Genomic DNA, 23,867 nt, shown 5'->3' on the forward strand with positions numbered 1-23,867 from the left:
TGGTATCTACGTGCGCGTACATTATCACAGTCCCTCAACTCCTCTTTCCATGCGTATCGGCCAACTCGCTCCCGACTTCACCGCTCAGACCACGATCGGCCCCATCCGTTTCCACGAATGGCTTGGCAATTCGTGGGGAATCATCTTTTCGCACCCGAAGGACTTCACGCCGGTGTGTACGACCGAGCTGGGACAGGTCGCGAAGTTGGAACCGGAGTTTGCGAAGCGTGGTGTGAAGGTGATCGGGCTCAGCGTGGACCCGGTGGACCGTCACGATGCGTGGGTGGTAGACATCGCACGTACTCAGGGCGCGACGCCGCACTTTCCGATGATCGGTGATACCGATCTCACGGTATCGAAACTCTACGACATGCTGCCGGAAGAAGCCGGCGAGACGTGTGAGGGACGAACGGCGGCCGATAATCAGACGGTACGGACCGTCTACATCATCGGCCCCGACAAGAAGATCAAGCTGATCCTGATCTACCCGATGACCACCGGGCGCAACTTCGATGAGATCCTGCGCGCCGTGGATTCGCTGCAGCTCACCAGCGCGCATCGCGTGGCGACGCCGGCGAACTGGAATCCGGGCGAGTCGGTGATCATCGCGGGATCGGTATCGAACGACGAGGCCAAGCAGTTGTATCCCGATGGTTGGCAGGAAGTCACCCCGTACCTGCGCGTCGTCCCACAGCCCAAGTAGGGCGGCGCGGCGGGGACAGACCGGAACACCAATTTCGGTCCGGCTGCCGGGAGAACCCCGACAGCGAGGGGAGATTGCGCTGCCGACCCTTCAGTACGACGGACGCGACGCGCGATGTGGGCGTGGAGCGGGCCGGCGAACGCCCCACGGGGGAGGTTGGATGAAGAAGCCGAACGGACGATCGTCGTCACCGATGAAGGGCACGCGCCTGAAGGCCGAGTGGCGCGAATTTGCCGATCGGCTGGCGCAGCATGTGCCCGTGCTCGGACCGGATCAGGTGCTGATTCTGTCGGAGCCGAAGGCACATCGCTTCGTGCAGATCGCGATGCAGGGCTCGTGGGGGCTCAAGCTGGAGGCGGTCACCGACAACTATCTGGAGTCGGATGACCGTCTCTCCGCGCGCGATGAGCAGACGATGCGCGCCCTGGGCTGGACGCCGCCGACGCTGCCGCCGTTCGATGCCTCCACCGTGCTGGATCTGGGCAGCGATGCCGAGGCCGACGCGGAAGCGGAGACCGACGATGACGACGGCTCACCAAGCTGGACGATGCAGTGGCCGGCGCCGGTGCCGCACGCGGATGCCGCGCTGCTGGTGGTGCGCACGCTGGCCACGGTTTTTCACGTGCGCCATCCGTCGCTGCTGCAGTATTACGCGTTCGCGACCGACGGACCCACGATCCTGCTACCCGGGCTGGGCATTCCCGCCGAGCCGCCGCCGATGCCGCTCGAGGGCGCGCTGAGCCGTTCGGTGGACACGCAGGTCGAGGAGGCGTGCATCGCCGCCGCCGACGAGGATGTGCGTCGCGATGGCGAAGTGTATCTGCTCGAAGTGGATGGCGTGCCGTTCCGCGTGACCGCCGAGCCGGATGCGGGCGTGGTGCGCATCCTGTCGCGCGTCATGCCGGTGGACGAGATCGGCGGCAATCTGTTCGAGCTGATGAACCGCCTGAACGGTACGTACCTGAGCTACGGCTACGTGTTCGTGCGCGACGGTGATGTGCGCTGGGCGACGGAGCTGGTGGATGCGCCCTTCACCGCCCCGACGCTCATGAACGCCTTGCAGCGCGCCGCCGAGGTGGTGAAAGGCGTACTGGCACTCAAGCCGACGCTCTGACGCGCCCGCCGGCCGTTCGCCTCAGCTCACGGTGGCCAACGCCTCGCGCAACTGCGCGAGGCGTTCGCGTAGCTGGGTGCGCAGGGGGGCCGGCGCCAGCAGTTCGGCATCGCCGGCATACTGCGCTACATGCCGCAGCGCCCACGCCGGATCGGCGAGCGGATGCGACAGCGTGAGTGAGCCGTCGGCATCACAGACCACGCCTTCGCGTTCGGCGATCCACCGGGCGATGGTGGGGGCGTAACGCACGATCAACAGATCATGCGCGCCCTGCATGAAGGCCTTCCCCCGCTCGAGCACCTGATCGAGCGAGAAATCGCTGGGGAGGGTAAACGGCTCGCCCGTCGCCACGGCGGTCTGGATGCGATCGACGCGGAAGAGTCGCAGGGCCTCGGCGCGCCGGCAGTGGGCCACGACGTACAGGCGCGCGCCACTGGCGACGAGCGCGTAGGGTTCGATGTCGCGCGGCTCGGCGCTGGCCGCCTCGGGCTTGTGGTACGTGATCGTGAGCACCTCGTGCGCCGCGAGCGCCGTGCGCACGATGTGCAACGTGCCCAGGGTGCCGCCGTCGTGCAGCGTCGCGGCGATGCCTTCGAGCAGCGGATCGTTGCCGATGGCGGCCATTACCTCACGCAGTCGCGTGCGGGCGCGCGCAATGACCTCGCGCTCATCGGGCGGGCGCAGATGCGCGAGCACCGAGAGTCCCAGGGCAATGGCGCACACTTCGGTGGCCACGAGCCGCATGGGGCGCCGGAACGCGTCCGTCACCGCCGACATGTGTTCGCTGGTGAAGTAGAGCTGCACCCCTTCCACAAACCCGGCCGGATCGTCGTAGCGTGTGATGAGGGCGTAGACGTCGTCGCGTAGCGTTTCGAAGGGGAGCCCGGTGCGTGCCAGCAGCTCATCGATGGGGACGTCGTCGCCCCCGGCGAGATGCGGCAGCACCTCGAGCAGCCGGCGCAGTTGCATGAGCGCCGTGTCGGTGAGCCGGGTGGGTCTGGCGGCGGCGCGTGGTGTGGGCGCCGGCGGCGCGAGGAGTGTGTCGCCCAGCGCCTGCGCGCGCGTCTCGGCGCGATCGAGACTTTCGACCACGCGATCGAGCGCCGCATGCAGTTGGAAGACGATCGTGGCGGGCGCTTCGGGAATGGCGTCGCCGGCAAAGGCGAGCAGCCAGCGCACGAAGGGCGCTTCGCGTCGCACGGCAAAGCGGCGGCGCTCGCGCCCATTTCCGGTGGGAGGGAGTGCTTCGCCGAGCGCGCTGGCGGCGTGGGCCTCGCCGGTGGTGGTGCGAAACTGCACGACCACCTCGAGCGGAGTATCGTCGCCGAGCTCCCACGCCTGACGTGAGGCCGCATGCTCACGCAGGCGGAAGGTGGGTGGCACGGTGAAGTCGGCGCTCTGCGGCTTGCCGGCGTTGATGGCTACGCGCCGCATGCGATTGAGGCGGAAATTGCGCAGCGCGTCGGCATCGTGGTCGCGTGCCACGCAGTACCAGTGGCCACTGAGGAAAAAGAGCCCCCACGGGTCGATGACCCGCTCGCGCTCCTCATCGCGCTCCATGGCGCGATAGCGGATGGTGACGCGCTTGCGCCGCTGCACCGCATTCGCCAGCTGCTGGAAGATCGCCGTGTCGTGTTGGGCGGCGTCGGGGTGCAGCGTTGGCGCGCCGGTGGCATCGTGCGTGTTGACGGGCAAGTCGAACGCCAGCTTGCGCAACGCGCGGGTGGCCTCGAGGGCCAGGGTGTCATCCCCCAGTTCGCTGGCGCAGGCGGCGGCGTCCACGACCGCCTGCAGTTCGTCGGGCTCGAAGGCGAGCAGCGCCAGGGCACTGTAGCCCGAGCCGGCACGCCGTCGATTCTCTTCCGCGACGGAATGGACCGGCGGTCGCGTGAGCGGTTGCTGACCGGTCCCGGGCGCGACGAGCGCCAGGAAGGGGAGATAGAAGTCTTTCTTGCGGAGGAGGTACGTGCCGTCGCTGTTGCCGAGCGCGTCGGGATCGGTATCGATGGGGAAGCCGAAGGCGCGCAGTTCGTCCTTGTCGCGTTCGAAGGTGCGCTTGATGCTGTCGCGACGGCGCTTGCGGTCGTCGTCGGTCAGCGCGCCTTTGGGGAGCGCGTAGGCCGGCACATCGGCGGCCAGTTCATCGAAGGTGGCCGGACGGCGGCGCGCGAGGAGCGCGGTCACGAGATCGACCCAGCGCTGGAGCTTGTCGCTCCCGGCCGATTCCGGCGGCATTGGCAGTTCGTCAGCAGACCCAGACATAACCCGAAAGTACGCCGTGGCGCTGACAGTGCCAGCGCGCGGCGCACCGGCCCCGGGACGAACGGCACTGTCAGACCCTCCCCCGATCATGGAGGCATCCCAGACGGGATGTTCACTCATTCGGGAGATTGCCATGCAGACCACGATGTCCATTGATCATCAGGCGCACACGGGCGAGGACGGCACGGTGGTGCGTGTGCTGCTGACGCTCACCGGCGAGGTGCCGGCGAACGCCGCGCGCCCGCCGATTGGCCTGTCGCTCGTCCTCGACCGCAGCGGGTCGATGGGCGGCCTGCCGCTGCACTGTGTGCGGGAGGCGGCGGCTCGCGCGGTGGAGCGGCTGCATCCGCAGGATGTCGTTGGTGCCGTGGCGTTCGACAGCGAGGTGGAGGAAGTCGGTCCCATGGCGCCGGTGCAGGAGCAGCGCGGATTGCCGGCGCTGCTGCGGGCGCTCGAGACGCGTGGCAGCACCAACCTCAGTGGTGGCTGGCTGCGCGGGCGGCAGCAGATGGCCGATGCCGCCGCACTGCTCACGGGACCGGGGAGCAGTCGGCGCGTCGTGCTGCTGACCGACGGCCACGCGAATGAGGGGATCACCGATCCCGATCTGCTCATCGGGCTGGCGCGGACCGCGCGGGCGCAGGGGATCACCACCAGCACGGTGGGGGTGGGCGACGGCTACGACGATACGCTGCTGCGCGCGATGGCCGACGCCGGCGGGGGGAACGCGTGGTACATCGAGCGCCCGGACCAGTCGCAGGATGTCTTTGCGGAGGAGTTGGGGAACCTGCTGTCGGTATCGGCGCAGGGAGTGACGGCGACGCTCACGCTGGAGCCGTCGGTGCAGATGCTGCTGGTGCACTCCGACTGGCCGGTGACGCCCACGGCGAATGTCTTCCGCTTTGATCTGGGCGATCTCTATGCCAGTGAGCCCAAGCCGCTGCTCTTTGAGCTGTTCGTGCCCCGCGGCGCGACGGCCGATCGTGCCCCCGATGCGCTCGTCACGCTGGCCACGCTGGTGGTGCGCGCCGATGTGATCACCGGCGACGGCACGGCGGCGGGGGTGGAGCATCGCGAACTCACGCTGCCCATCGCGGCGACGGCGGCGATGCAGAATCTGGTGGTGCCGGAGGTCGAGGCGGCGGTGCTGCTGGCGCGCACGGCCCGGCATCGGGAGGCGGCGGCCACCGCGCAGCGGCGCGGCGACTCGCATGGCGCGCGGGACACGATGCGGGAGGCGCGGCGGGTGCTCGAGGCCAGTCCGCTGCTCGCCGAGCCGGAGCACGCGCCACTGCTCCAGCAGCAGCTGGCGGATCTGGAGGCGCTCGAGGCGCAGTACCGGCGCGGCGAGCTGCATGAGCGGGATGCGAAATACCAGATGCAGCGGGCGTACAACATGAAGCGCGGGAAGCGGAACTATGACCAACAGCTGAACCGGCCGTAGAATAGGCCGGAGGCCAGCGCATCGCGGTGCGCTGGTGAGACGCCCCCGAGACGCCGTCACCTGAGCGTCTCGGGGTCAATCAATGTGGAGTGCAGTCCCTGTGACGCTCTCGCCCCTTGGCGACGCGAGTCCCGAGTTTTCTGATGCGCCGTTGGCGTCCCCGGGTGCGGGGGCGCGCTTTGTCCTGCGCACGTTCGGGCGGCTCGACCTGCTGGCCGGCCTGTCCGACGCCGATCGATCGGCCACGGCCACCGCCATACCGCTGCTGCAGCGCGGCAAACCGCTCGCGCTGCTGGCGTATTGCCTGGCCGAACGGCGGCGTGCCCATTCGCGCGAAGCCCTGAGTGCGCTGCTCTGGGCCGACGCGGCCCCGGATCGGGCTCGGCACAATGTGCGGCAAGCGCTCTGGCGCCTGCGACGCGTGCTCGGGGAGCTGCTCGTCACGCGCGATGACGCGGTGCTCAGCGTGGATGCCACGGTGGTCTCCGATCGCGAACAGTTCCTGGAGGCCGCGGCCCAGCAAGACGTCACCACGGCTCTGGCCGTGTACGACGGCCCGTTTCTGCACGACGTGTCGTTGCCGGGGGGCGATGAGTTCGACGAGTGGGTCTCAGCCGAACGGGCTCGTCTCGAGGACGTGCTGGTCCGCCTGGTCGAAGAGGCCACGCGTGGCCCAGCGCCGCGATTACGGGCAGCCGAGTGCCGGGCGGCGGTCGATCGCCTGCTGCAGGTGGCGCCGGATTCGCTCGAGGCACGGCGGGTGGCGGTGGATGTCTGCTTTGCGCTTGGCGATGCCGTCGCGGCGCGGCGTGAAGCCGATGCGCTGGAGGCGCTCGCGACGCGACTGGACCGCCCGTTAAGTAGCGCGGCGCAGGCGACGCTGGCCCGCGTGCGCAGTGCGTCGCAGGACGCGGCGCCGACCGACGACCGGGCGAGTGTCACGTTGGAGCTGGTGGGACGCGACGAGCCGTTTGCGCAGGTGATGGCGGCGTGGGCGCGCGCGCGTCGTGGCACCACCGAACGCGTGCTCCTTACCGGTGTGGCGGGCGTGGGGAAGACGCGGTTGCTGCAGGCGATTGGGCAGCGCTGCCGCGGGCGCCGGAGCAGTGTGGTGAGTGTGCGCGCCCATCCGGGCGAGATGGAGGTGCCGTTCGGGTATGCGGCGCTGCTCGCGCGGGCCCTGGCGCAGCAACCGGGTGCGTCGGGGATCTCCACTGACAGCGCCCGCGAGCTCGTGGCGCTCGATCCTGCGCTGGCCAATCACTTTCGCGTGGCGCCGGCGCCGCCGACCGAAGGGGAGAGTGTGCGACGGCGTGCGCTGGCGTTGCTCGATCTGCTGCAGGCGGTGGCGGAACAGCAGCCGCTGGCGCTGGTGCTCGACGATCTGCATTGGGTTGATGCGGCGTCGCGTCAGCTGCTCGCGGTGGCGCTCGGGCGCCTCGCCGATTGCGCGGTGCTGGTGCTGGGGGCGACGCGCCCGAGCGCGAGCACCGGCTTGGAACACCCCGCGCTCACCAGCATGGCGCTGGCCCCACTCGAGCCTGATGCGGTGCTCGAGGCCATTCACGGCTCGGGGTCGTGGCCGGAGGCGGCGGAGGTCGATCAGTTCATTCGCACGCTCGCGGGGGCGTGCGACGGCATTCCGCTCAACGTGGTGGAGCGGCTCACGCTGGCGCTCGATGCCGGATTGCTGACGCGGCAGGGCACACAGTGGGGGTCGCCGAATTGGGCGATCGCCACCCGAGAGGTGGCGGTGAGCTCGCCGCTGATGCGCCGCCTGCGCGCCTGCGCCGATCCGGAGCGCGCGCTGCTCCGCGTGTTGGCCGTGGCCGGAACGCCGCTGCCGCAGGAGGTGCTCAGCGCGTTACCCGATGCGCTCACGGTGTTGCGCGCGCTCGAGGAGAAGGGCTTCGTGCATCGCGAGTCGGGGCAGTGGCAGCCCGCGCATGATGCGATCGCCGAACAACTGCTCGCCGACGGCGACGCCGCGTCGCGTCGCGCCACGCACGGCGAGCTTGCCGCCCTGCTGGTCCGCTCGCGCGTGGCCGATCGGCTACCGGCGGCGTTGCGGCACTATCTGCTGGCCGACGATGAGGCGGCCGCGGCCACGGTCTTTGCGCAGATCGTGTCGCGCGCGCGATCGCGCGGCGATCGTCGGCCGGCGGCAGGGCTCCTGGCCGATGTGCTCGGCGAGGTGACGGCGTCGCAGGCGGCAATGCTGTTGCGCGCGGTGCCGTGGCATCAGCGGGCGGCGGGGAGCATGGCCCGCGTGATGGTGGCAAGCGCGCTCGCCGTGGCCGGCATCGCCCTCGCAGTGGCGTGGCGGGCGTGGCGCGCGCCGTCGCTGCATCTCACGCAAACGGCGGTGACGATGACGCGGGCGCAGCCGTTCGGGCCGGACGCGTTCCGTTTGGCGCCGTCGGCCATCGTGCGCGTGGGTACCGACAACGCCGTGGACAGCACGCCCCGTGAGATTCGCGTGCGCTCCATGGACGGAAGCGCCCGCATCGTCGCCGGTGCCACCGCGGTGGCGAAGGACGGCTACGCGCGCTTTGGCGGGCTTCGCCTGGTGACGCGTGATACGCTGCTGCATCTGCGCTTCGAGGCCGATGGTTTTCGGCCAACGGATCTCACCTTCAAGGCGCCGGTGCTCGGGGCGTCGCGTGAGGCCACGGGCGCCATCTTTCTCGTCGAAGGGCATTTCGGGTCCGGTGCCACCGCGCAGCGCGTCCGCGGGCCCGATGCCACGGTGCGCGTCGCGCCCGGTGCGCCGATCTCGGGGGTCGTCCAGATGGAGTACTCTGCGCCCTGGGCGGCGGCCTCTGTGTGGGTGGCCGTGACGCCCTCGTGGGGCGACCCGGCCACCGTGGGGCGTGAGGTCACGCCACTGACGACGCCCGTTCGTTGGGATGTGGTGGACATCCCCGTGTCATTCACGGCCCCCACCACACCGGGGCGCTACTGGCTGCTCTTCGTGGCCGCCGCCGAGCCGTCTGGTGGGTACATCCTGTCCAACACCAACTGGTCGATGAACCGCGCCGTGTGGGGTGATGGCAACGATGTGGCTCACACGAGTGATTCGGTGATTGTGGCGGCCAATTACCGCGGGCTTGCGTGGTTCGACATCGCCTACCCGGAGACATGGGAAGGTCGCCGCGGGTACTGCCCGCCGCGAAAAGCCACGGGGATCCTGTACTGCCCCATGGAGCACGGGCTTTTCGGCATCCGGGTTGAGGTGCAGTGAAGCGGTACAGCGAGGACATGCCGTGAGCGGGTGTGCCGGCGACTTGTGGGGTGGGCTAGGTTTTCGACATGCACGCGCACCCCGTTCCCGCCACCTCCCCCTGCATCAAAGTCTGCCAACTCGATCTCGACGGGCGCTGCCGCGGCTGCGGCCGCACGACGCAGGAGATCGCCCGGTGGTCGTACATGACGCTGGAGGAGCGACAGGCGGTCAATGCCCGCATTGGCTTTCGCGGGCATGATGAGCGGCGATGACCGCGCAGGCGACGGCAGTACGCGACGGCAGCACGCGAAAGCGGGCGAGATCGTGTGATCTCGCCCGCTCTGCATTGGTGAGCCGGACTCGTTACGGCCAGGTCTGGTAGCAGCCGCCGCTGCCGGCGTTGACCCAGTTCTGCTGAATGAGGAAGTTGCGCGGGCCGATCGTCACGTTGTAGACCCCGCCGTTGGACGCGGTCTTGGTGGTGCCGAAGTTCCAGGCGCACTTGTCGGCGTTCTCATAGCCGCGCCGGTCGAACCAGGCGTTGCCCATCGCGTCGGTGTGCGTTTCCTCGATCTCGTGCACGAGCACGCTGGCTTCGGCATCCGCCGCGGGGTCGGCGTTGGGCGACGGCTTCTGCGCCGTGCAGCCAGCGATGTAGGCGTACGCGTAGGGCATGGCCGCGTAGTACACATTCTTGCTGGCACCGTTGATCGTCACGCTGCCGTGCGTGTGGTACGCGCAGTACTGCGAGCCGAAGCCGCCGCCGAGGTTTACGGTTCCGGCCGTGAAGATGAGGTAGAGCGTGTTCGGGTCGTACGTCAGCTTGCCGCCGGTGAACCCCGACTGCAGCATGGCCACCATTTGCGCGTCGGTCACGCTCGCGCCGTTGGCCGGCACATTGGTGCCATTGGCCCAAAAGCCCGTGTACTGCAGCGCGTTGACGACCTTGGTGCCCGCCGCGTCGTAGTAGGTGCTGTTGATGTTGTAGTGCGCCGATCCGCCGAGGTTGTTGAGCAGATCGCCGATCACCGACTTGTCGGTAGAGCCGGCACCGGTGCTCCCCGCGGCCGGCCCGCCATTGTAGATCGTCCCGTTCGCCCAGTAGATCGACTGCACCTTGAACCCCGTGGTCAGCACGGTGCCGCCGTGGAAGATGATCCCACTGCTGGTGGTGCCCGCGAAACCGGCGGCCTTGAGATTGGGCGACGTGCGGAGTTCGAACTCCCGACGGCCGCTCGAGGCGTCGACCCCCTGCGCGCTGATCATGAGCGCCGGGTCGGCGACGGGTGCCGTGGGCGTCTGGGACTCATTGCAGGCTGCCGCGAACAGGGCGGCCGTGAGGAGCGCAGGGGTTCGCAGCAGAGAGCGATGTGGGCGCATGCAGGACTCCGGGTCGGTGGGCGGGAACAGCAGAAGGCCCGGACGGTGCGGACGCCCACCTAACGCGGAGCTAACAGACGCGTCCCATGTGACGGCATTCCGATGAAGATCGCCTCACGTCACTATTGACGCGCCTGCTCACGGCTGCGACACTCTTGGCATGGCTCCACTACCGCCGGTCGCGGCCCCCGATTGGGTCCGCACCCTGCACGACCTCGACGTCGGGGTGGTGATCCAGGATCGCAATGCCCGCATTGTCTTTGCCAATGCGAAGGCGAACGCCTTGCTCGGCGTCAGCGCCGAAGAGATGGTGCAACGCACCACCGACGACGCGCGGTGGGATGTGATCTTTTCCGACGGCACGCCGCTTAGCCGCCATGATCATCCGGGGATGCGCGCGCTCCTCACGCGAGAGCCGCAGCGCGCCGTCGTGATGGGAGTGCGGCGCGGCGATGCCGCCGAGCGGATCTGGATCATGATGTCGGCCGTGCCGCAGTTCGACGCGCACGGCGAAATAGACCAGGTCGTGATCTCGTTCAGCGACATCAGTGCGGCGCACGCCGCGCTGCGCGCGTCCGAAGCGACGTACGATTCGGTGTTCCGCTCGATGTCGGAAGGGCTGGTGATTCACAACGCCGACGGCACGATCAAGGCCGCCAACGCGGCCGCCGAGCGCGTGCTCGGGCTGTCGGTGGACCAGATGACCGGCCGTGCGGCCACGGACCCGAGCTGGCGGCTCGCGCGGGATGATGACGGTCCCCTGCTGCCGGGAGACATTCCATCCGAGGCGGCGCGTCGCACCGGCGAACCGGTAGGCCCGGTCGTGTTGTCGGTCCACCGACCCGACGGCACGCGGGCGTGGCTCGAAGTGCGCGCCGACCCGCTGCGCGAACATGGTGATGACACGGTGCGCGGTGTGGTCGCGACCTTTACCGACATCACCGACACGCGCACGACGCAGCTGGCGCTCGAAGCGAGCCGGCCGCAGACGCAGCGCGTACTCGATGCCGTGCCGGGCATCGTCTTTCAGTATCGGCACCGGTCGGAGCAGGACAGCCGCCTGGTGTTCGTGGCCGGGCGTATCCGCGAAGTGCTGGGTATGCAGTCGGACGAAGTGCGCGGGAACGCCAACGTGCTCTTCGAGCGGCTGTCGCCATCACAGCGGACGATGCTGCGTGAGGCGATCGCCCGCGTGATCGTGACGCGTGGCCCGTTTCAGCACGAGGTGTCCTTCGAACACGTGGATGGTGGCCTCCGGTGGCTCCGGCTCTTCGGCGTGCCCGACACGGGTGCGGACGGCATCTTCTACACCGGCGTGATGCTCGATGTGACGGCCGAGAAGCAGATGGCCGATGCGCTGCGCACGCGGCAGCGTCGCGAGGCCATGGGCGACATGGCGGCCGGGATCGCGCACAACTTCAACAACATGCTCGCCGTGGTGCTCCCCAACCTGCAGATGGCGATGGAGCAGGCGTCGGCGGACCCGGCGTCCGGGGACCTCGTGGAGTTGGTGGGCGATGCAGAACGGGCGGCACGCAGTGCGGCCGATCTGGTGCGTCGCATGCTCGCGCTGGGTCGCGCCGATGCGTCGGATGTGAGCGCGCATGCCGATCTGGTGCCGATCGTCCACGAGGCGCTGCACATCTGCCGCCAGACCTTCGATCGGGGGATCACGATCAGTGCATCCATTCGCGTACCGCGCGCGATGGTGCGGGCGCTGGCCAGCGATCTGCAGCAGGTGGTGCTCAATCTCTGTCTCAATGCGCGCGATGCCCTGGTCGGCGTGCGGAACCCGGTGCTCAGCGTCTCGCTCGAACCGGACGGCCACCACGGCGTGCTGCTGACCGTGCGGGATACGGGCATCGGCATGTCCGAGGCCACGTTGCGACGCATCGGCGAGCCGTTCTTCACCACGAAGCAGCCGGGGCGCGGTACCGGGCTCGGGCTCGCGTCGGCCTTCCACACGATCAGTGAAGCGGGGGGCAGCTGGTCGGTTATGTCCACCGCGGGGGCCGGCACGACGTTTACGGTCCAGCTGCCGGTGGCGGATCTGGCGGAGCCGGTAGGCGCGCGCGCCGAGGCCGAGGCGACGGGGCCGCTGACCGGGACGGTGCTGATCGTGGACGACGAGCCGATGGTGCGGACGGTGTTGGCGCGGCAGATCAGCCGCACCGGGTTGCACGCGGTGGTGGTGGATGGCGCCGAAGCCGCGCTGGAGCGGTTGCGAGCCGGTGTACCGGAGCTGCGAGCGGTCCTGCTCGATCTCTCATGCCCGGCATGTCCGGCGAGGAAGCGCTGCCGCTCATCAAGGTGCTGGTCCCCACGGTGCCGGTCATCGCGTTGTCCGGCTATGTCCCGGAGGACGCCGTGCTCGATCGCGCGTCGGCCATTCTGGCCAAGCCGCTGGGGCAACATCAACTGGAGACGGTGCTGCGTCAGGTGCTCAGCACGCCGGAGGGCTAAATGGACTGGTCCGTCGTCGGGCTCAACTTCCTCTATGCGATCATCGGTGTGGTGCTGATGTTCGTGTCCTACCGCGTGATCGATGCGCTCACCCCGCAGGTGGATTTCGCCGAGGAGCTCAAGAAGGGGAACATCGCGGTGGGGCTGTTCGTCGCGGCGATCTTCATCGCCGTGGCGATCGTGGTGGCTGGCGCGTTGAACTGATGCGCACGCGGCACCTCTGGGGCGCGCTCCTGTTCGTGTCGTCGGCGGCGCAGGCGCAGCCGCGGGCGGCGGCCGATCGATACGACGACGCCTTCCGCAAGGCGGCCAAGCGGCAGTTCGGCCCGGCGTTTGACTGGCGCGTGTTCAAGGCGCAAGGAATGGCGGAGAGCAATATCGACCCCACCGCGCGCAGCGGCGTGGGCGCCCGTGGCGTGATGCAGCTCATGCCGATGACCTTTCGGGAAGTCGCGTCGAAGAATCCCGAGTTGACGCGCATCGACGACGCCGAGTCGAACATCGCCGCCGGCGTGGCCTACGATCGCACCCTGTGGCTGCGCTGGGCGCAGGACTCCATCGAGGCCGATCGGTTGCCGTTCATGTTCGCGAGCTACAACGCGGGCCGGGGCACGCTGCTGCAGGCGCAGAAGCGCGCGCGCGCCGAACAGCTCGATCCGCGGGCCTGGCCGAGTATCGAGCGCGTGGCGCCCACGGTGCCGCGGTGGCGGCACACCGAAACGTTGGGGTACGTGAAGCGCATCGCCGCGTTTCAGGCGGGGCTCGATGATCGGGGGCGCGTGATCGCCAATGGCGTGACGGCGCGCGGCAAGCGCTAGCGATCGCGAGAAATCGCTACCGATCGCTACCGATCGCTACCGATCGCCGCGTCGCGCGCACCAGAACTGGTACATCCCCCAGAAAGTCATGGGATGCCGCTCCTCGAAGCGGGCCCACGCCGCCAGATCGCGCCCCGCCTGCGGCGCGGGATGTTCCGCGGCGAACCGCCACTGTACATCGCGCGGCAGCTGAAAGCCCAGGAACTCGAGATCGAGGGCCGCGAGCTCGCCCGCAAGCTCCTCGATGGTGTAGCTCCGCTCCTGGACGTGCGCGACGAGGTCACGAAAGCCACTCAAAGCGTACGCGTCCAGCGAGTCCATTGCTGCGGCGGCGGGATGCGCCCCGGGTAACGCGAGCAGATGCTGTCGCGCGCGACGCAGGTCATCGTCGCGGGTGGGCAGGCCTTGGGACATGATCTCGGCGCGCGCGGCGCGCACGCTGCGCCGTGCCAGCGTGCTGTACAGGCCAATCTTCAACAGTCCGCGCGGCGCGAGCCGCTGCACGAGTTGTTGCCACCCGGCGCGCGGATCGCGCAGGTGATGCAACACGCCGGAGCAACTGATCACCGCGTAGTGGGTGTCGAGCTGTTCGAGCGCAAGCAGATCGCCGTGGAAGAGCCGCACATTCCGGATCTGCAGCGTATCGAGCATGCGGGACGCATACCCGAGACTGGCGCGACTCAGGTCGAACGCGGTGATCTCGGCGTTGGGGAAGCTCGTGGCGAGGTGCGCGGTTTGCCGGCCGGTGCCGCAGCCGGCAATCAGGATGCTCCGCCCCTCCGGCGGTGCCACGTCGGGGCGCCATTCACGCGCCAGTTCGGCGAGCGTGCTGACGCGCGCGGTCGGCGCGGTAACCCAGCGGGGATACGGATGCGCTTCGTACTGCGCGCGCACGCGCGCCGATCCGTCATCGCTCGTGAGGGCGAGGGACGGGATCTCGGCCGCGCGCTGCTGTTCTTCCAGGAGATCGCGCACCTGCCGCTGCAGCAGTCGCGACATCGGCTCGGCGAGCGCGCCCCACGTGCGGTCGGCAATCGGCTCGAGCAACTCCCATCCGGCGACGGTCCGCAGCGGCCGGTACAGGCTGTAGGTGAGCAGCACCGGGGCGAGCACCGCCGGCGAGGTCCCGCTGGCGAGCGTCGTGCCCATCGCGTCCGCCATGGCCTGCACCATCGCGGTTTCCTCGGGTGACTCGGCCCAGACGTATTCGCCGTTGAACGCGGCGGCGCCGAGCCACGCGATGCTGTTCCAGAGCCAGCGCTGGGCGATGAACGCCGGGTCGATGGCGCGCTCCAGCAGCGCGCGACGCCACCGCACGCATAGCGCTTCGCCCTCGCGCGTCCCCACCACAATGTGCGGCAGCAGGAGCGGCACGAGGGGATGCCCGACCAGGTCGTGCAGCGCATCGGTCACGACCGACTCGGCCGGCGACCGCAGTTGCCGGGCGGCATCGGATCCGGTGAGCAACGCGAGGAGCGACGGCGCGAGTGCCTGCGCCGGCACGCCGGGATCGGCCGCCACGCTTGCCAGCACCGCGAGGACGGTGTCGTTGGCCACCGAGATCGCCACCGACTCCAGGAGGGTCGCGACGAGTCGGCGCAGCGGCGCCATCGCTGGTGAGGTGCGATCGGCGGGCGACGCGTGTCCGAGCGTTTCGAAGAGCAGGAGGAGCGCCTCTCGCTGCTGCCCAGCGCTGAACAGGGCGAGCGCGCGCTCGTGAATCACTGCGGGGGCGTCGGGAATGGGCAGACCTTCAGTGGGGTGGACGGCGCGCGAACCGAGGACACGTCACCCGAACATGACGCCGATCTACGGACTTGGCGAGTCCGGCGCGATCCTCATGGGCACCCCGAAGCGGGGGAAGAGCGCTTCGGTATCGAGGAAATAGTTCATGTGCCCGATCGTGTCGCCGTCGAACTCCACCAGCACAATCGCCCACGGCTGGGCGCCGCCCTGCCGATACTGCGCAAAGGCGGGGACCCCGTTCGCCTGCACTGGCACGAGCACCGACCCTTCGCACCCCGCGCCGCGGCCGCTGAGCCAGTCGGCGATGTCGGCACGCCCCTGCAGCCAGAAGTCGTAGGGGGGCATGCACATCGTGGCGTCGTCGCGCAGCAGACTGACGATGCGCGGCACGTCGTACGCTTCGAAGGCCTTCGTGAAGGCCTCGAGCAGGTGACGTTGCGCGGGCGTCAACGCGGCCTGCTCAGTCGCCATGTTGCGAGCGGCGAGTGCCACGAGCCGATCGAGTGACTCGCCCTGCCGATGCTCGGCGAGGGTGGCGCGGGCCCGCTGCAGCGCGCTGTTCACGGCCGCGACGGTCATGTCGAGCGCCTCGGCCGTTTCGGCGGCGCTCCAATTGAGCACCTGCGTGAGAATGAGCGCGGCGCGCTGGCGTGCGGGGAGATGCTGCAGCGCGGCGACAAAGGCGAGCCGGATGCTTTCGCGCAGCACGGCCTGCTCATGTACGTCGATGTCGGCCGGGATGACCGCGAGATCGGGCACCGGCTCGAGCCAGTACCCGCGGGGCTTCGTTGGCAGGTCGTCGGTGGTCTTGTTGGCCGGGTGCAGATCCATCGCGCGCAGGCGCGGCGAGCGCCCCGAGAGCGCATCGAGGCAGACGTTGGTGGCGATGCGGTGCAGCCAGGTGGACAGCTGCGCGCGCCCGTCGAACGTGTCGCGTGCCTTCCAGGCGCGCAGCATGGTTTCCTGCACCGCATCTTCGGCGTCGAGCACCGAGCCGAGCAGCCGATAGCAGTGGGCTGTGAGTTGGGGGCGGTGGCGCTCGAAATCGGGAGACATGGCAGGCGAGGCGTGTGGGGAGTGACGACCGAACAACCTACGCGACCGCCCCGATACCCGCTGACCGCGTCCCCGTTCGTCCCTGTACGGGCCGGGGCCGCCGTGCGTAGAATGGGCCATGGACAACATCACGCATGGCCTGGCCGGCCTGCTCATGGCCGACGTGACCGTGCAGTCGATGAGTTCGCGCCAGCGTCGCACGATTTCGCCGCGGGTGCGCCGGGCGACGGTGCTGCTGGGGATCGCGGCCGCGGAGTTCCCCGACAGTGATCTGCTGTACTCGGGGCCGCTGGTGCAGTTGGGGCCGCTCGGCTACTTGCTGCATCATCGCGGGCACACGCATACGCTCATCTGGGCGACGATCAGTGCGCTCGCGTTGTGGTGGTTCGCGCGCCGATGGATTGCGCGCGGTGATTCCGCCGACCGATCGACGCCCACCGGGCCGTTGCTGTGGCTCGCGCTCGCCGGGACGTGGTCGCACCTGCTCCTCGACTGGACGAACAGCTACGGGGTGCATCCGTTCTGGCCGCTCGATGACCGGTGGTACTACGGCGACGCGGTATTCATCGTGGAGCCGTGGTTGTGGCTGGTGGCCATTCCGCCGCTGCTCTTTGGCGCGCGCTCGCGCGGCGGGCGCGTGCTGTTGGTGCTGCTCGCGCTCGTGATGCTGGCGGCGAGCGGATTCACCGGACAGGTCGCGGGTGTGATTGCGGTGGCGCTGCTGGTGTTCGCGGCGCTGTGGACGGGTGCGCAGTGGCTGCTCCCGGCGCGCGGCCGCGCCTGGGCCGGCCTCGCACTGTGGGCGGGTGTCACGACGGGCTTTGTGGTGAGCGGTCGCGCCGTGCGCGCGGCGGTCACGGCAACCGCGGCGGCGCGTGGGGACACGGTGCTGGATGTGGTGCTCAATCCCGCGCCCGGCGATCCAACGTGCTGGTCCACACTCGTCGTCTCGCGCAGCGCGGATCGGTCCACGTACCGCCTCACGAGCGGCATTGCGGGGCTCCTGGCGCGCCGCAACGCCGAGGCGTGTCTCACGACGTACGCGAACGGGCGCGTAGGCGGTGATGTGCTCGGTGGGTTGCCGGGGACGTCGGCTCAGGTGCCCTTCGACGTGTCGCCGGCGCTCGCGTGGCGGACCACGTGGGCGGCGCCGGTGGCCGATCTCGTGCAGCTGTCGAATACGCGCTGCGAAGTGGCCGCGGCGTTGCGCTTCATGCGCACGCCGGTGTGGCAGACCACGGCAGATGGATATCTCCTGCTCGCCGACGCGCGCTACGGTACCGGTGGCGGCTTCAACGCGCTCGCGTATCCGGCGGCCGCGGGGCCGTGCTCGATTGCGGGGCGGTGGATTCCGTCCTGGACGCCGCCCCGCCTGGATGTGCTGCGCGGCCGCTAGGGCCGACAGACGGGCGGTGCGCCCACCTTGAGGTCGAGCGGGACGGCCACCACGGTGAACTCCTGCACGCGCGGCGGCATGGTGGGCGCGAGGGTGATTCCCACGCGCAGGGCACCGCTGGCGCACCGCAGCTTCCACGCGCCGCGCAGCGCATTCTCGGCCCACAGCGGTCCCTCGGGTTCACAGCGACCACCGGCCGCATCGACCAGCTTCCGGATGGCGGCGGCGCGACGCGGCCCACTTTCGTCGAGAAAGAGATTCATCGCGGCGATGCTGTCGGCGAGCGGCTGCTGCCACTGCTGCACGAGGCGCGTGGCCTTCTGCTGCAGATCCACCAGCACCGGTGAGGGCTGCACCGTGCGCGGCACCAGCGCACCGGCCCTGGCGAGGGCTTCGAACGCGGCGTCGATGGGCGCGCCCCAGCTGGTGTAGGTGAGGTTGCCAAGCGCGACGATCCCGACGCCGTATTCGGGGAGCCAGCGCATCTGCGAGCCAAAGCCGGGGAGGCCGCCGGAGTGGGCGACGATGTGGTTGAAGAGACAGTTCTGCGACACGCGCAGCCCGTACGCGTACCCACCGCTCGTGTGGGCGAGCTCGCCGTTGGCATTGCGCGCCGCGGTGCCGCCGCTGAAGCGCGCCACGAGCTGCATTTCGCGCAGCGAGCTGCGCTTGAGCACGGGGGATTCTGCCCCATCACGTGGCGGCCACGCGCTCAGCATGAGCCCCACCCAGCGGGAGAGATCGGCGCTGGAGGTGAGCATGCCGCCCATGGCGCCGAACGATCCATCGGGGAGCGCCGGTTCTTCGAGCCACTGGCCGTCCTGCAGACGATAGCCGTGGGCGAGTCGGGCGGCGGGGACGCTGCGCGCCTCCATGGTGGTGGAGGTCATGCCGAGCGGCAGCAGGATCTTGTCGCGCACATACCGCGCGTACGGCATGCCACTCACGTTCACCACGATGCGGCCGAGGATGGCGAAGCCGAAGTTCGAGTACTCGTAGCTGATGCCGGGCACGTTCGAGAACGGGATGCCCTTGGCGATCATCGCCGAGAGTTCGGCGTCGGTGCGGGCGAGCTGCTGGTCGCCCCAGGGGTTGTCTTCGGGGAAGCCCGCCGAGTGGGAGAGCAGATGGCGAATGGTGATGCGCGGCGCGTCGGTGGTGGGATAGGCGAGCGCCTTCATCTGCGGGACGTACTTCTCGGCTGGATCGTCGAGCGAGAGCTCGCCCGCATCGCGCAGCTGCAGAATGGCGAGGGCGGTGAAGCTCTTGGTCATCGACGCGATGCGAAAGACGGTGCTGGTGTCTACGGGTGCCTTGCTGGGCACCTCCCGCAGCCCCACCGCGGCAACATGCAGCAACTGTCCATCGACGACGACCCCGTAGGCGATACCAGGCACGCGACTGCGCTCGGCGAAGGCGCGCATGACAGAGTCCACCGCAGGCATGGCGCGGCGGAGCTTGGCGAGGCGATCGGGGTCGCGGAACGTCGGTGCTGGAGCAACTGATGACTGCGCACGCATCAGCGTTGGCGCGAGCAACAGCAGAGCGATGAAGCGACGCATGGCGAGATATCCGGTGAGTGGCGTGAGATGACTGGTGAGAATCTTCACTTGACAGCGGCGCCTCGCGAGCCGTAGCGTAGTGGTGCGGGCCGATGCCCGCATCCCACCCTTCCTCCCCAGGAGTGTCCGCATGATGCGTGTGCGTACGGCTGTACTCGCGGCCAGCCTGCTGCTGGTCCCCTCCCTTGCTTCGGCGCAGAAGTTGTCGGCGGCCGATGAAGCGGCGGTGAACAAGATTGCCACCGATTACGTCGCCGCGTGGGCCAAGGCGGATGCCAAGGCCATCGCCGGGCTTCATACGGCCGATGCCGTGATCGTTGGTGGCGACGGTGCGGTCTCCTCGGGTCGCGCGGCGATCGAGAAGGCCGTGGCCGCGAACTTTGCCGGCATGTTCAAGGGCACGACGCTCAAGGTGATGCCGGCCGGTACCCGTCAGCTGGCGCCGAACGTGGCCGGCGCGCATGGCACGTGGGAAGTCTCTGCGGGCGGGAAGGTGGTGGCGAGCGGACACTTCGTCTCGACCGATGTGAAGACCGCGGAAGGATGGAAGACGGCGCACTTTGCGTCGTTCACGCCCCAGGCGCCGCCGGCCCCGCCCGCGCCGGCAAAGAAGAAGTAAGCCCCACGCTCCGGTGCCCTCCGAGTCCGCACGATTCGGAGGGCGCCGCCGGGCCAGGTGTTGTTTCGTGGATTCGGATGGCACGCCACATTTCCACCGGAGCCCCGATGCCCACGACCCCTGCCCCTGATCTTGTCGCTCGCATGGAGCGACTGGCCGCGCACATTGCGGCCCATGCCGGCGAGCCGCTGTCGCTGGCGCAGCTCGCGCGCGAGGCGGCGATGAGCCCGCATCACCTGCAGCGCACGTTCACCGCCGTGATGGGGGTGAGCCCCAAGGCGTATCACGCGGCCAAGCGGCTCGAGCGCTTCAAGGCGCGCCTGCGCGATGGCGATGCCGTGCTCGATGCCACCTTCGACGCCGGCTATGGCTCCACGAGCCGCGTCTACGAACAGGTGACGGGCGGACTGGGGATGACCCCGAGTACGTATCGGGCCGGCGGCGCCGGAGAGACGATCACCTGGGCGGTGCGCGAGTCGGCGTTCGGTACGCTGCTCATGGCGGCCACCGTACGTGGCGTGTGTCTCGTGGAGTTCGGCGACGGCGAGGCGGAGCTGGTGGCGCGCCTCGGCGCCGAGTTTCCGCGGGCCACGCTGGTGCCGGCGGGCGAGGCGGCGCGCGAGCCGCTCGATGCGTGGATGGCGGCGCTTGATGCCCACGTGGTGGAGCGCGCGCCGCGCCCGGAGTTACCGCTCGATCTGCGCGGGACGGCCTTTCAGATCAAGGTGTGGCGCTTTCTGCTGAGCGTGAAGCCGGGGCGCGTGGTGAGCTACGGCGAGATCGCGCAGGAGATCGGCCACCCCGACGCCGTGCGGGCGGTGGGCACGGCGTGCGGGGCCAATCGCATTGCGGTGTTGGTGCCGTGCCATCGCGCCCTGCGGGCGGATGGCACGTTGGGGGGCTATCGCTGGGGGCTGGAACGCAAGCGCGTCCTGCTCGACCGCGAACGCTTACGGCCGTAGGCGCCGACTGTTCACGGAGTAGAGGAAGCCGGTGTACTGCATCTCCTCCCAGGTCTGATCGCCCCAGCGGACGTCGACCTTGGGATCGGGATTGTGCGGGTTCGCGGCCGAATTGTCGTACCACGCCTTGGACGTGATCTTCGCGCCCGCCGGAATCTCGAGCGGCTTGGCGAACATGTAGTACGTCTGCCAGTTGAAGTCGTAGCGCGGCACATCGAGGATGATCTCGCTCGTGCCATCGGGCTTCTCGAGCGTGTACTGCCAGCGCGTGCCGCGCAGATGCGTGTGCGGGAAGAGCCCGTAGATCTTCACCGGCTCGTTGATCGTGATCGTGCTCGGCACCATCACATCCTTCTGGCCGGCGGGGAGCGTGAACTTGCCGTTGAGGAAGTTGCTGGCGATCACCTGCTCCTGCGGCGCGGCCTTGGCGAACTGAAAGCCCACGCTCGTGCGATCCTGCCGTTCGTGGCCATGCGCCGTGTAGTGCATCTGGAAGACGAGCGTCGTCCCCGCCCGGACGCGGAGCGCGGTGCCTTCGGGGAAGCGCACGACGTTGGTGCCCGGGGCGGTGGTGCCGATCAGATTGCCGACGCGCATCGGGGGCGCGTTGCGCGGATCCTTGCGCGGCGGATCGGTGAACTCGTTGTTGGCATCGAACTCCACCGCCGGCTTGGCCGCGGGACGCGCGGCAGCGGGCGCGCCGCTACCCGGCGATGCGGCGCCCGGTGCCGCGGCACCCGCCGGCGGCGGCGCCTGCGGCGCGCGCGCATAGACGAGCACGTGGTGCACGACCTCGCGCGAGCCCGGCATGATCTCGATGGCCTGCACCCACTTGTCTTCGGTGAAGTTCGTGGGGATTTCGAAGTACTGATACTCGACGGTTCCCGAGGCGGGCACGGTGAACGGCTCGTTCATCGTGAAGACGGCATCGGGCGTGCCGATCTCCCACTGCGAGTCGAAGACCGGCGTGGGGGGCAGCGCGCGTTTGTTGCCGACCTTCGCGCCATCGTCGATCCAGCGGAGGATCGCCTGGCGATCGAGATCCGCGAGACGGCGATCGTTGCTGAACACCCCGCGCGGGCCGTCGGCGTGCCAGGGGGGCATGTAGCCGGTGCTCACGGCGTCGCGGATGTCCTTCGCGTACGCCTTTACGGTATCGGCGTCGAGCATCGAGAACGGCCCGATGCCGCCCGGGCGATGACAGCTCGCGCAGTTCTTGTACAGCACGGGCGCGACATCCTTGCCGAAGTCGGGCGCGGTGCCCTGCGCGACGAGGGGCGTCAGCTGCGGCGCCACCAGCGGCGCGTGCGTGCGGCCAATCGACAGGGTCAGTGGCGCGAGCAGCGCCACGCCAACGAGCACGGCTTTCGCCGCGCGCCCATCGCGGGGGGGACGAGGAACCAAGCGAGGCATAAGCTGGGGCAGAAGGACGCACGGCCGGTGGTCGCGGCTGCGTCGCCGCGTCTCATCGGCCCTGCGTGGCGGGACCTGATGTGCGCGAATCTACGCGGGGCGCGACGTGCCTGGGGTCTCTTTCCCGAACCTTAGCGGCGAGCTCGTCCGTGTTGTGCTCCCTGGCGGCTACATTCTGGTGCGGGGTTCAGCATCACGACCGACCGCTGACGTCGACCCGCTCGGGCGGCCGAGCGAAGGAGCATGGTGTGACCGGAATGCAGTGGCGCAGACTCGTGCCGCGCGCGTGGCGCGCCGCCGTCGTCCCTGTGGCGATGCTGATGGCCGTGACGCTGCCGCCGTCGCGCGCGATGGCGCAGCCGTCGCTGGTCATCCTGGTGCGCCACGGGGAGAAGCAGCCGACACCGGCCGACGATCCAAGCCTCAGTGAGGCCGGTGTGGCGCGCGCGCAGGCACTCGCCGAGGCGCTGTCGCACACGACCCCGTCCACGATTCTCGTCTCGGCGCGCAAGCGCACCGCCGAGACGGCCGTGCCGGTCGCCAAGGCCACCGGCGTCACGCCCACGGTCATCGCGCTGGATGCGTCGCATGTGAAAGCGGTCGCTGAGGCGGTGATGAAGGCGAAGGGTGTGGTGCTCGTGGTCGGCCACAGCAACACCGTGCCGGCCATCGTGAACGCGCTCGGCGGCCCCAAGCTCCCCGATCTCTGCGACGCCAGTTACGCCACGATGTTCCTCGTGACGCCGGCCGCCAACGGTTTGCCCACGCAGGTCGTGCGCGCGTCGTACGGGGCGCCCGACGCGCCGGCGGCAGCCAACTGCGCCGGCATGACTCCCAAGTGAGTGCGGAGCCGGTGAGCGGCGCGGGGCAGGAGCAGCGCGGCGATCACTTCGGGATCGTCGCGCGCGGCTACGCGGCCCATCGCCCCACGTATCCGGGCGAGCTGTTCGCGTGGCTGGCCACGCAGGTCCCGACGCGCGCCCTCGCCTGGGATGTCGGGTGCGGCTCCGGACAGGCGAGTGTCGCGTTAGCCGATCATTTCGAGCGCGTGGTCGCCACCGATCTCAACGCGCAGCAGATCGAGGCCGCCGTGCCGCATCCGCGCGTGGCGTATCACGCGGCCGCGGCGCACATGAGCGGCTTGTCCGATCGCTCCGTCTCTCTGGTGACGGTCGCGCAGGCGCTGCACTGGTTTGACGTCGACGCCTTTCACGCCGAAGTGAAGCGCGTGCTGGTGCCGGGTGGTGTGATCGCCGAGTGGACCTATTCGCTGATGTTCACGCCCGGCCATGAACGGGTGGGCGCACTCGTGAATGATCTCGATCGCCTCGTGCATCCGTGGTGGCCGCCGGAGCGACGGCACGTCGATGATCACTACGCGATGCTGCCGTTTCCCTTTGGCTCCCTCGAGGCGCCGTGGTTCCGCATGACCGCCGAGTGGACGAAGGGGCAGCTGCTCGGCTACCTCAGCACGTGGTCGGCGATCACGCGCTGCAAGGCGCTCACGGGGCAGGATCTGCTGGCGGAGTTTGAGGCAGCGCTGGAGGAGGCGTGGGGGACGCGGTCGACGGTGTTGGTGGAGTGGCCGCTTACCTTGCGGGTGGGGTACTTGCTGAGGTGAAGCGTATACGTACTGCGTATACGTACTGCGTATACGTACTGCGTATACGTACTGCGTATACGTACTGCGTATACGTACTGCG

Annotated in this window: 19 protein-coding genes; 13 read left to right on the plus strand and 6 right to left on the minus strand. The window is 69.1% G+C overall.

The features are described 5' to 3' along the window. Nucleotides 1-49 precede the first annotated feature (49 nt). Nucleotides 50-703: a peroxiredoxin gene (locus K2R93_03175; GenBank protein ID MBY0488824.1), complete on the plus strand. Its 654-nt coding sequence runs from the start codon at nt 50-52 to the stop codon at nt 701-703. A 160-nt stretch (nt 704-863) separates the two neighbouring features. Beyond that, nucleotides 864-1,817 carry a hypothetical protein gene (locus K2R93_03180; protein ID MBY0488825.1) on the plus strand — a complete coding sequence of 318 codons (954 nt, stop codon included), beginning with the start codon at nt 864-866 and terminating at the stop codon, nt 1,815-1,817. A 21-nt stretch (nt 1,818-1,838) separates the two neighbouring features. On the opposite strand, the gene K2R93_03185 is transcribed toward K2R93_03180, so the two are convergent. Then, complete coding sequence (locus K2R93_03185; protein MBY0488826.1) at nt 1,839-4,079, minus strand: WYL domain-containing protein; 2,241 nt, start codon at nt 4,077-4,079, stop codon at nt 1,839-1,841. A 133-nt stretch (nt 4,080-4,212) separates the two neighbouring features. Between K2R93_03185 and K2R93_03190 the strand changes: the two genes are divergently transcribed. From K2R93_03190 to K2R93_03200, 3 genes are all read left to right on the plus strand, one after another. After that, nucleotides 4,213-5,523 carry a VWA domain-containing protein gene (locus K2R93_03190; protein MBY0488827.1) on the plus strand — a complete coding sequence of 437 codons (1,311 nt, stop codon included), beginning with the start codon at nt 4,213-4,215 and terminating at the stop codon, nt 5,521-5,523. A 100-nt stretch (nt 5,524-5,623) separates the two neighbouring features. Beyond that, nucleotides 5,624-8,767, plus strand: coding sequence for an AAA family ATPase (locus K2R93_03195; protein MBY0488828.1), 3,144 nt, complete (start codon nt 5,624-5,626; stop codon nt 8,765-8,767). 68 nt (nt 8,768-8,835) lie between these two features. After that, complete coding sequence (locus K2R93_03200; protein MBY0488829.1) at nt 8,836-9,021, plus strand: DUF1289 domain-containing protein; 186 nt, start codon at nt 8,836-8,838, stop codon at nt 9,019-9,021. Between the two features lie 91 nt (nt 9,022-9,112). Here the strand turns inward: K2R93_03200 and K2R93_03205 are convergent, their stop codons facing one another. After that, nucleotides 9,113-10,129, minus strand: coding sequence for a hypothetical protein (locus K2R93_03205; GenBank protein MBY0488830.1), 1,017 nt, complete (start codon nt 10,127-10,129; stop codon nt 9,113-9,115). Between the two features lie 160 nt (nt 10,130-10,289). Between K2R93_03205 and K2R93_03210 the strand changes: the two genes are divergently transcribed. From K2R93_03210 to K2R93_03220, 3 genes are read left to right on the plus strand one after another with little or no spacing between them, the layout of a single operon-like run. Continuing rightward, a complete protein-coding gene (locus tag K2R93_03210) occupies nt 10,290-12,650 on the plus strand; it encodes a PAS domain S-box protein (protein ID MBY0488831.1) in 2,361 nt (786 codons plus the stop codon). Further along, a complete protein-coding gene (locus K2R93_03215; protein MBY0488832.1) occupies nt 12,593-12,796 on the plus strand; it encodes a DUF350 domain-containing protein in 204 nt (67 codons plus the stop codon). Before K2R93_03210 ends, K2R93_03215 begins: the two co-directional genes overlap by 58 nt. After that, nucleotides 12,796-13,410, plus strand: a complete 615-nt coding sequence (locus tag K2R93_03220; GenBank protein MBY0488833.1) for a transglycosylase SLT domain-containing protein — start codon at nt 12,796-12,798, stop codon at nt 13,408-13,410. The genes K2R93_03215 and K2R93_03220 overlap by 1 nt, the downstream gene beginning before the upstream one ends. Nucleotides 13,411-13,446: 36 nt before the next feature. Here the strand turns inward: K2R93_03220 and K2R93_03225 are convergent, their stop codons facing one another. Together K2R93_03225 and K2R93_03230 are read right to left on the minus strand one after the other, a co-directional pair. Next, nucleotides 13,447-15,135 (minus strand): class I SAM-dependent methyltransferase, encoded by a 1,689-nt coding sequence (locus tag K2R93_03225; GenBank protein MBY0488834.1) that lies wholly within the window; start codon nt 15,133-15,135, stop codon nt 13,447-13,449. 84 nt (nt 15,136-15,219) lie between these two features. After that, nucleotides 15,220-16,332 (minus strand): sigma-70 family RNA polymerase sigma factor, encoded by a 1,113-nt coding sequence (locus tag K2R93_03230; GenBank protein MBY0488835.1) that lies wholly within the window; start codon nt 16,330-16,332, stop codon nt 15,220-15,222. Here K2R93_03230 and K2R93_03235 point away from each other — a divergent pair. Continuing rightward, nucleotides 16,331-17,608, plus strand: a complete 1,278-nt coding sequence (locus K2R93_03235; GenBank protein ID MBY0488836.1) for a metal-dependent hydrolase — start codon at nt 16,331-16,333, stop codon at nt 17,606-17,608. The genes K2R93_03230 and K2R93_03235 overlap by 2 nt on opposite strands. Here the strand turns inward: K2R93_03235 and K2R93_03240 are convergent. Continuing rightward, the gene (locus K2R93_03240) at nt 17,605-19,218 is read right to left on the minus strand and encodes a beta-lactamase family protein (protein ID MBY0488837.1); all 1,614 of its coding nucleotides are present in this window, start codon (nt 19,216-19,218) and stop codon (nt 17,605-17,607) included. The two genes, K2R93_03235 and K2R93_03240, sit on opposite strands and share 4 nt — an antisense overlap. An 82-nt stretch (nt 19,219-19,300) precedes the next feature. Between K2R93_03240 and K2R93_03245 the strand changes: the two genes are divergently transcribed. After that, complete coding sequence (locus K2R93_03245; GenBank protein MBY0488838.1) at nt 19,301-19,789, plus strand: SgcJ/EcaC family oxidoreductase; 489 nt, start codon at nt 19,301-19,303, stop codon at nt 19,787-19,789. Between the two features lie 77 nt (nt 19,790-19,866). Continuing rightward, complete coding sequence (locus K2R93_03250) at nt 19,867-20,751, plus strand: methylated-DNA--[protein]-cysteine S-methyltransferase (protein MBY0488839.1); 885 nt, start codon at nt 19,867-19,869, stop codon at nt 20,749-20,751. Here the strand turns inward: K2R93_03250 and K2R93_03255 are convergent. Continuing rightward, nucleotides 20,740-22,155 carry a cytochrome c gene (locus K2R93_03255; protein ID MBY0488840.1) on the minus strand — a complete coding sequence of 472 codons (1,416 nt, stop codon included), beginning with the start codon at nt 22,153-22,155 and terminating at the stop codon, nt 20,740-20,742. The two genes, K2R93_03250 and K2R93_03255, sit on opposite strands and share 12 nt — an antisense overlap. 257 nt (nt 22,156-22,412) lie before the next feature. Between K2R93_03255 and K2R93_03260 the strand changes: the two genes are divergently transcribed. Together K2R93_03260 and K2R93_03265 are read left to right on the plus strand one after the other, a co-directional pair. Next, nucleotides 22,413-23,006, plus strand: a complete 594-nt coding sequence (locus tag K2R93_03260) for a histidine phosphatase family protein (protein MBY0488841.1) — start codon at nt 22,413-22,415, stop codon at nt 23,004-23,006. Next, nucleotides 23,003-23,785 (plus strand): class I SAM-dependent methyltransferase, encoded by a 783-nt coding sequence (locus K2R93_03265; GenBank protein ID MBY0488842.1) that lies wholly within the window; start codon nt 23,003-23,005, stop codon nt 23,783-23,785. The genes K2R93_03260 and K2R93_03265 overlap by 4 nt, the downstream gene beginning before the upstream one ends. The last annotated feature ends 82 nt before the right edge of the window (nt 23,786-23,867 follow it).

This window comes from Gemmatimonadaceae bacterium (genome assembly GCA_019752115.1).
GTDB lineage: Bacteria > Gemmatimonadota > Gemmatimonadetes > Gemmatimonadales > Gemmatimonadaceae > Gemmatimonas.

Excerpts from the sequence above, each read along its gene's own strand:
- K2R93_03220 (MBY0488833.1), top strand. The coding sequence starts at position 12,796 with ATGCGCACGCGGCACCTCTGGGGCGCGCTCCTGTTCGTGTCGTCGGCG.
- K2R93_03175 (MBY0488824.1), top strand. The coding sequence starts at position 50 with ATGCGTATCGGCCAACTCGCTCCCGACTTCACCGCTCAGACCACGATC.
- K2R93_03185 (MBY0488826.1), bottom strand. The coding sequence starts at position 4,079 with ATGTCTGGGTCTGCTGACGAACTGCCAATGCCGCCGGAATCGGCCGGG.
- K2R93_03245 (MBY0488838.1), top strand. The coding sequence starts at position 19,301 with ATGATGCGTGTGCGTACGGCTGTACTCGCGGCCAGCCTGCTGCTGGTC.
- K2R93_03250 (MBY0488839.1), top strand. The coding sequence starts at position 19,867 with ATGGCACGCCACATTTCCACCGGAGCCCCGATGCCCACGACCCCTGCC.
- K2R93_03180 (MBY0488825.1), top strand. The coding sequence starts at position 864 with ATGAAGAAGCCGAACGGACGATCGTCGTCACCGATGAAGGGCACGCGC.
- K2R93_03200 (MBY0488829.1), top strand. The coding sequence starts at position 8,836 with ATGCACGCGCACCCCGTTCCCGCCACCTCCCCCTGCATCAAAGTCTGC.
- K2R93_03190 (MBY0488827.1), top strand. The coding sequence starts at position 4,213 with ATGCAGACCACGATGTCCATTGATCATCAGGCGCACACGGGCGAGGAC.
- K2R93_03205 (MBY0488830.1), bottom strand. The coding sequence starts at position 10,129 with ATGCGCCCACATCGCTCTCTGCTGCGAACCCCTGCGCTCCTCACGGCC.
- K2R93_03215 (MBY0488832.1), top strand. The coding sequence starts at position 12,593 with ATGGACTGGTCCGTCGTCGGGCTCAACTTCCTCTATGCGATCATCGGT.
- K2R93_03235 (MBY0488836.1), top strand. The coding sequence starts at position 16,331 with ATGGACAACATCACGCATGGCCTGGCCGGCCTGCTCATGGCCGACGTG.
- K2R93_03210 (MBY0488831.1), top strand. The coding sequence starts at position 10,290 with ATGGCTCCACTACCGCCGGTCGCGGCCCCCGATTGGGTCCGCACCCTG.
- K2R93_03230 (MBY0488835.1), bottom strand. The coding sequence starts at position 16,332 with ATGGCCCATTCTACGCACGGCGGCCCCGGCCCGTACAGGGACGAACGG.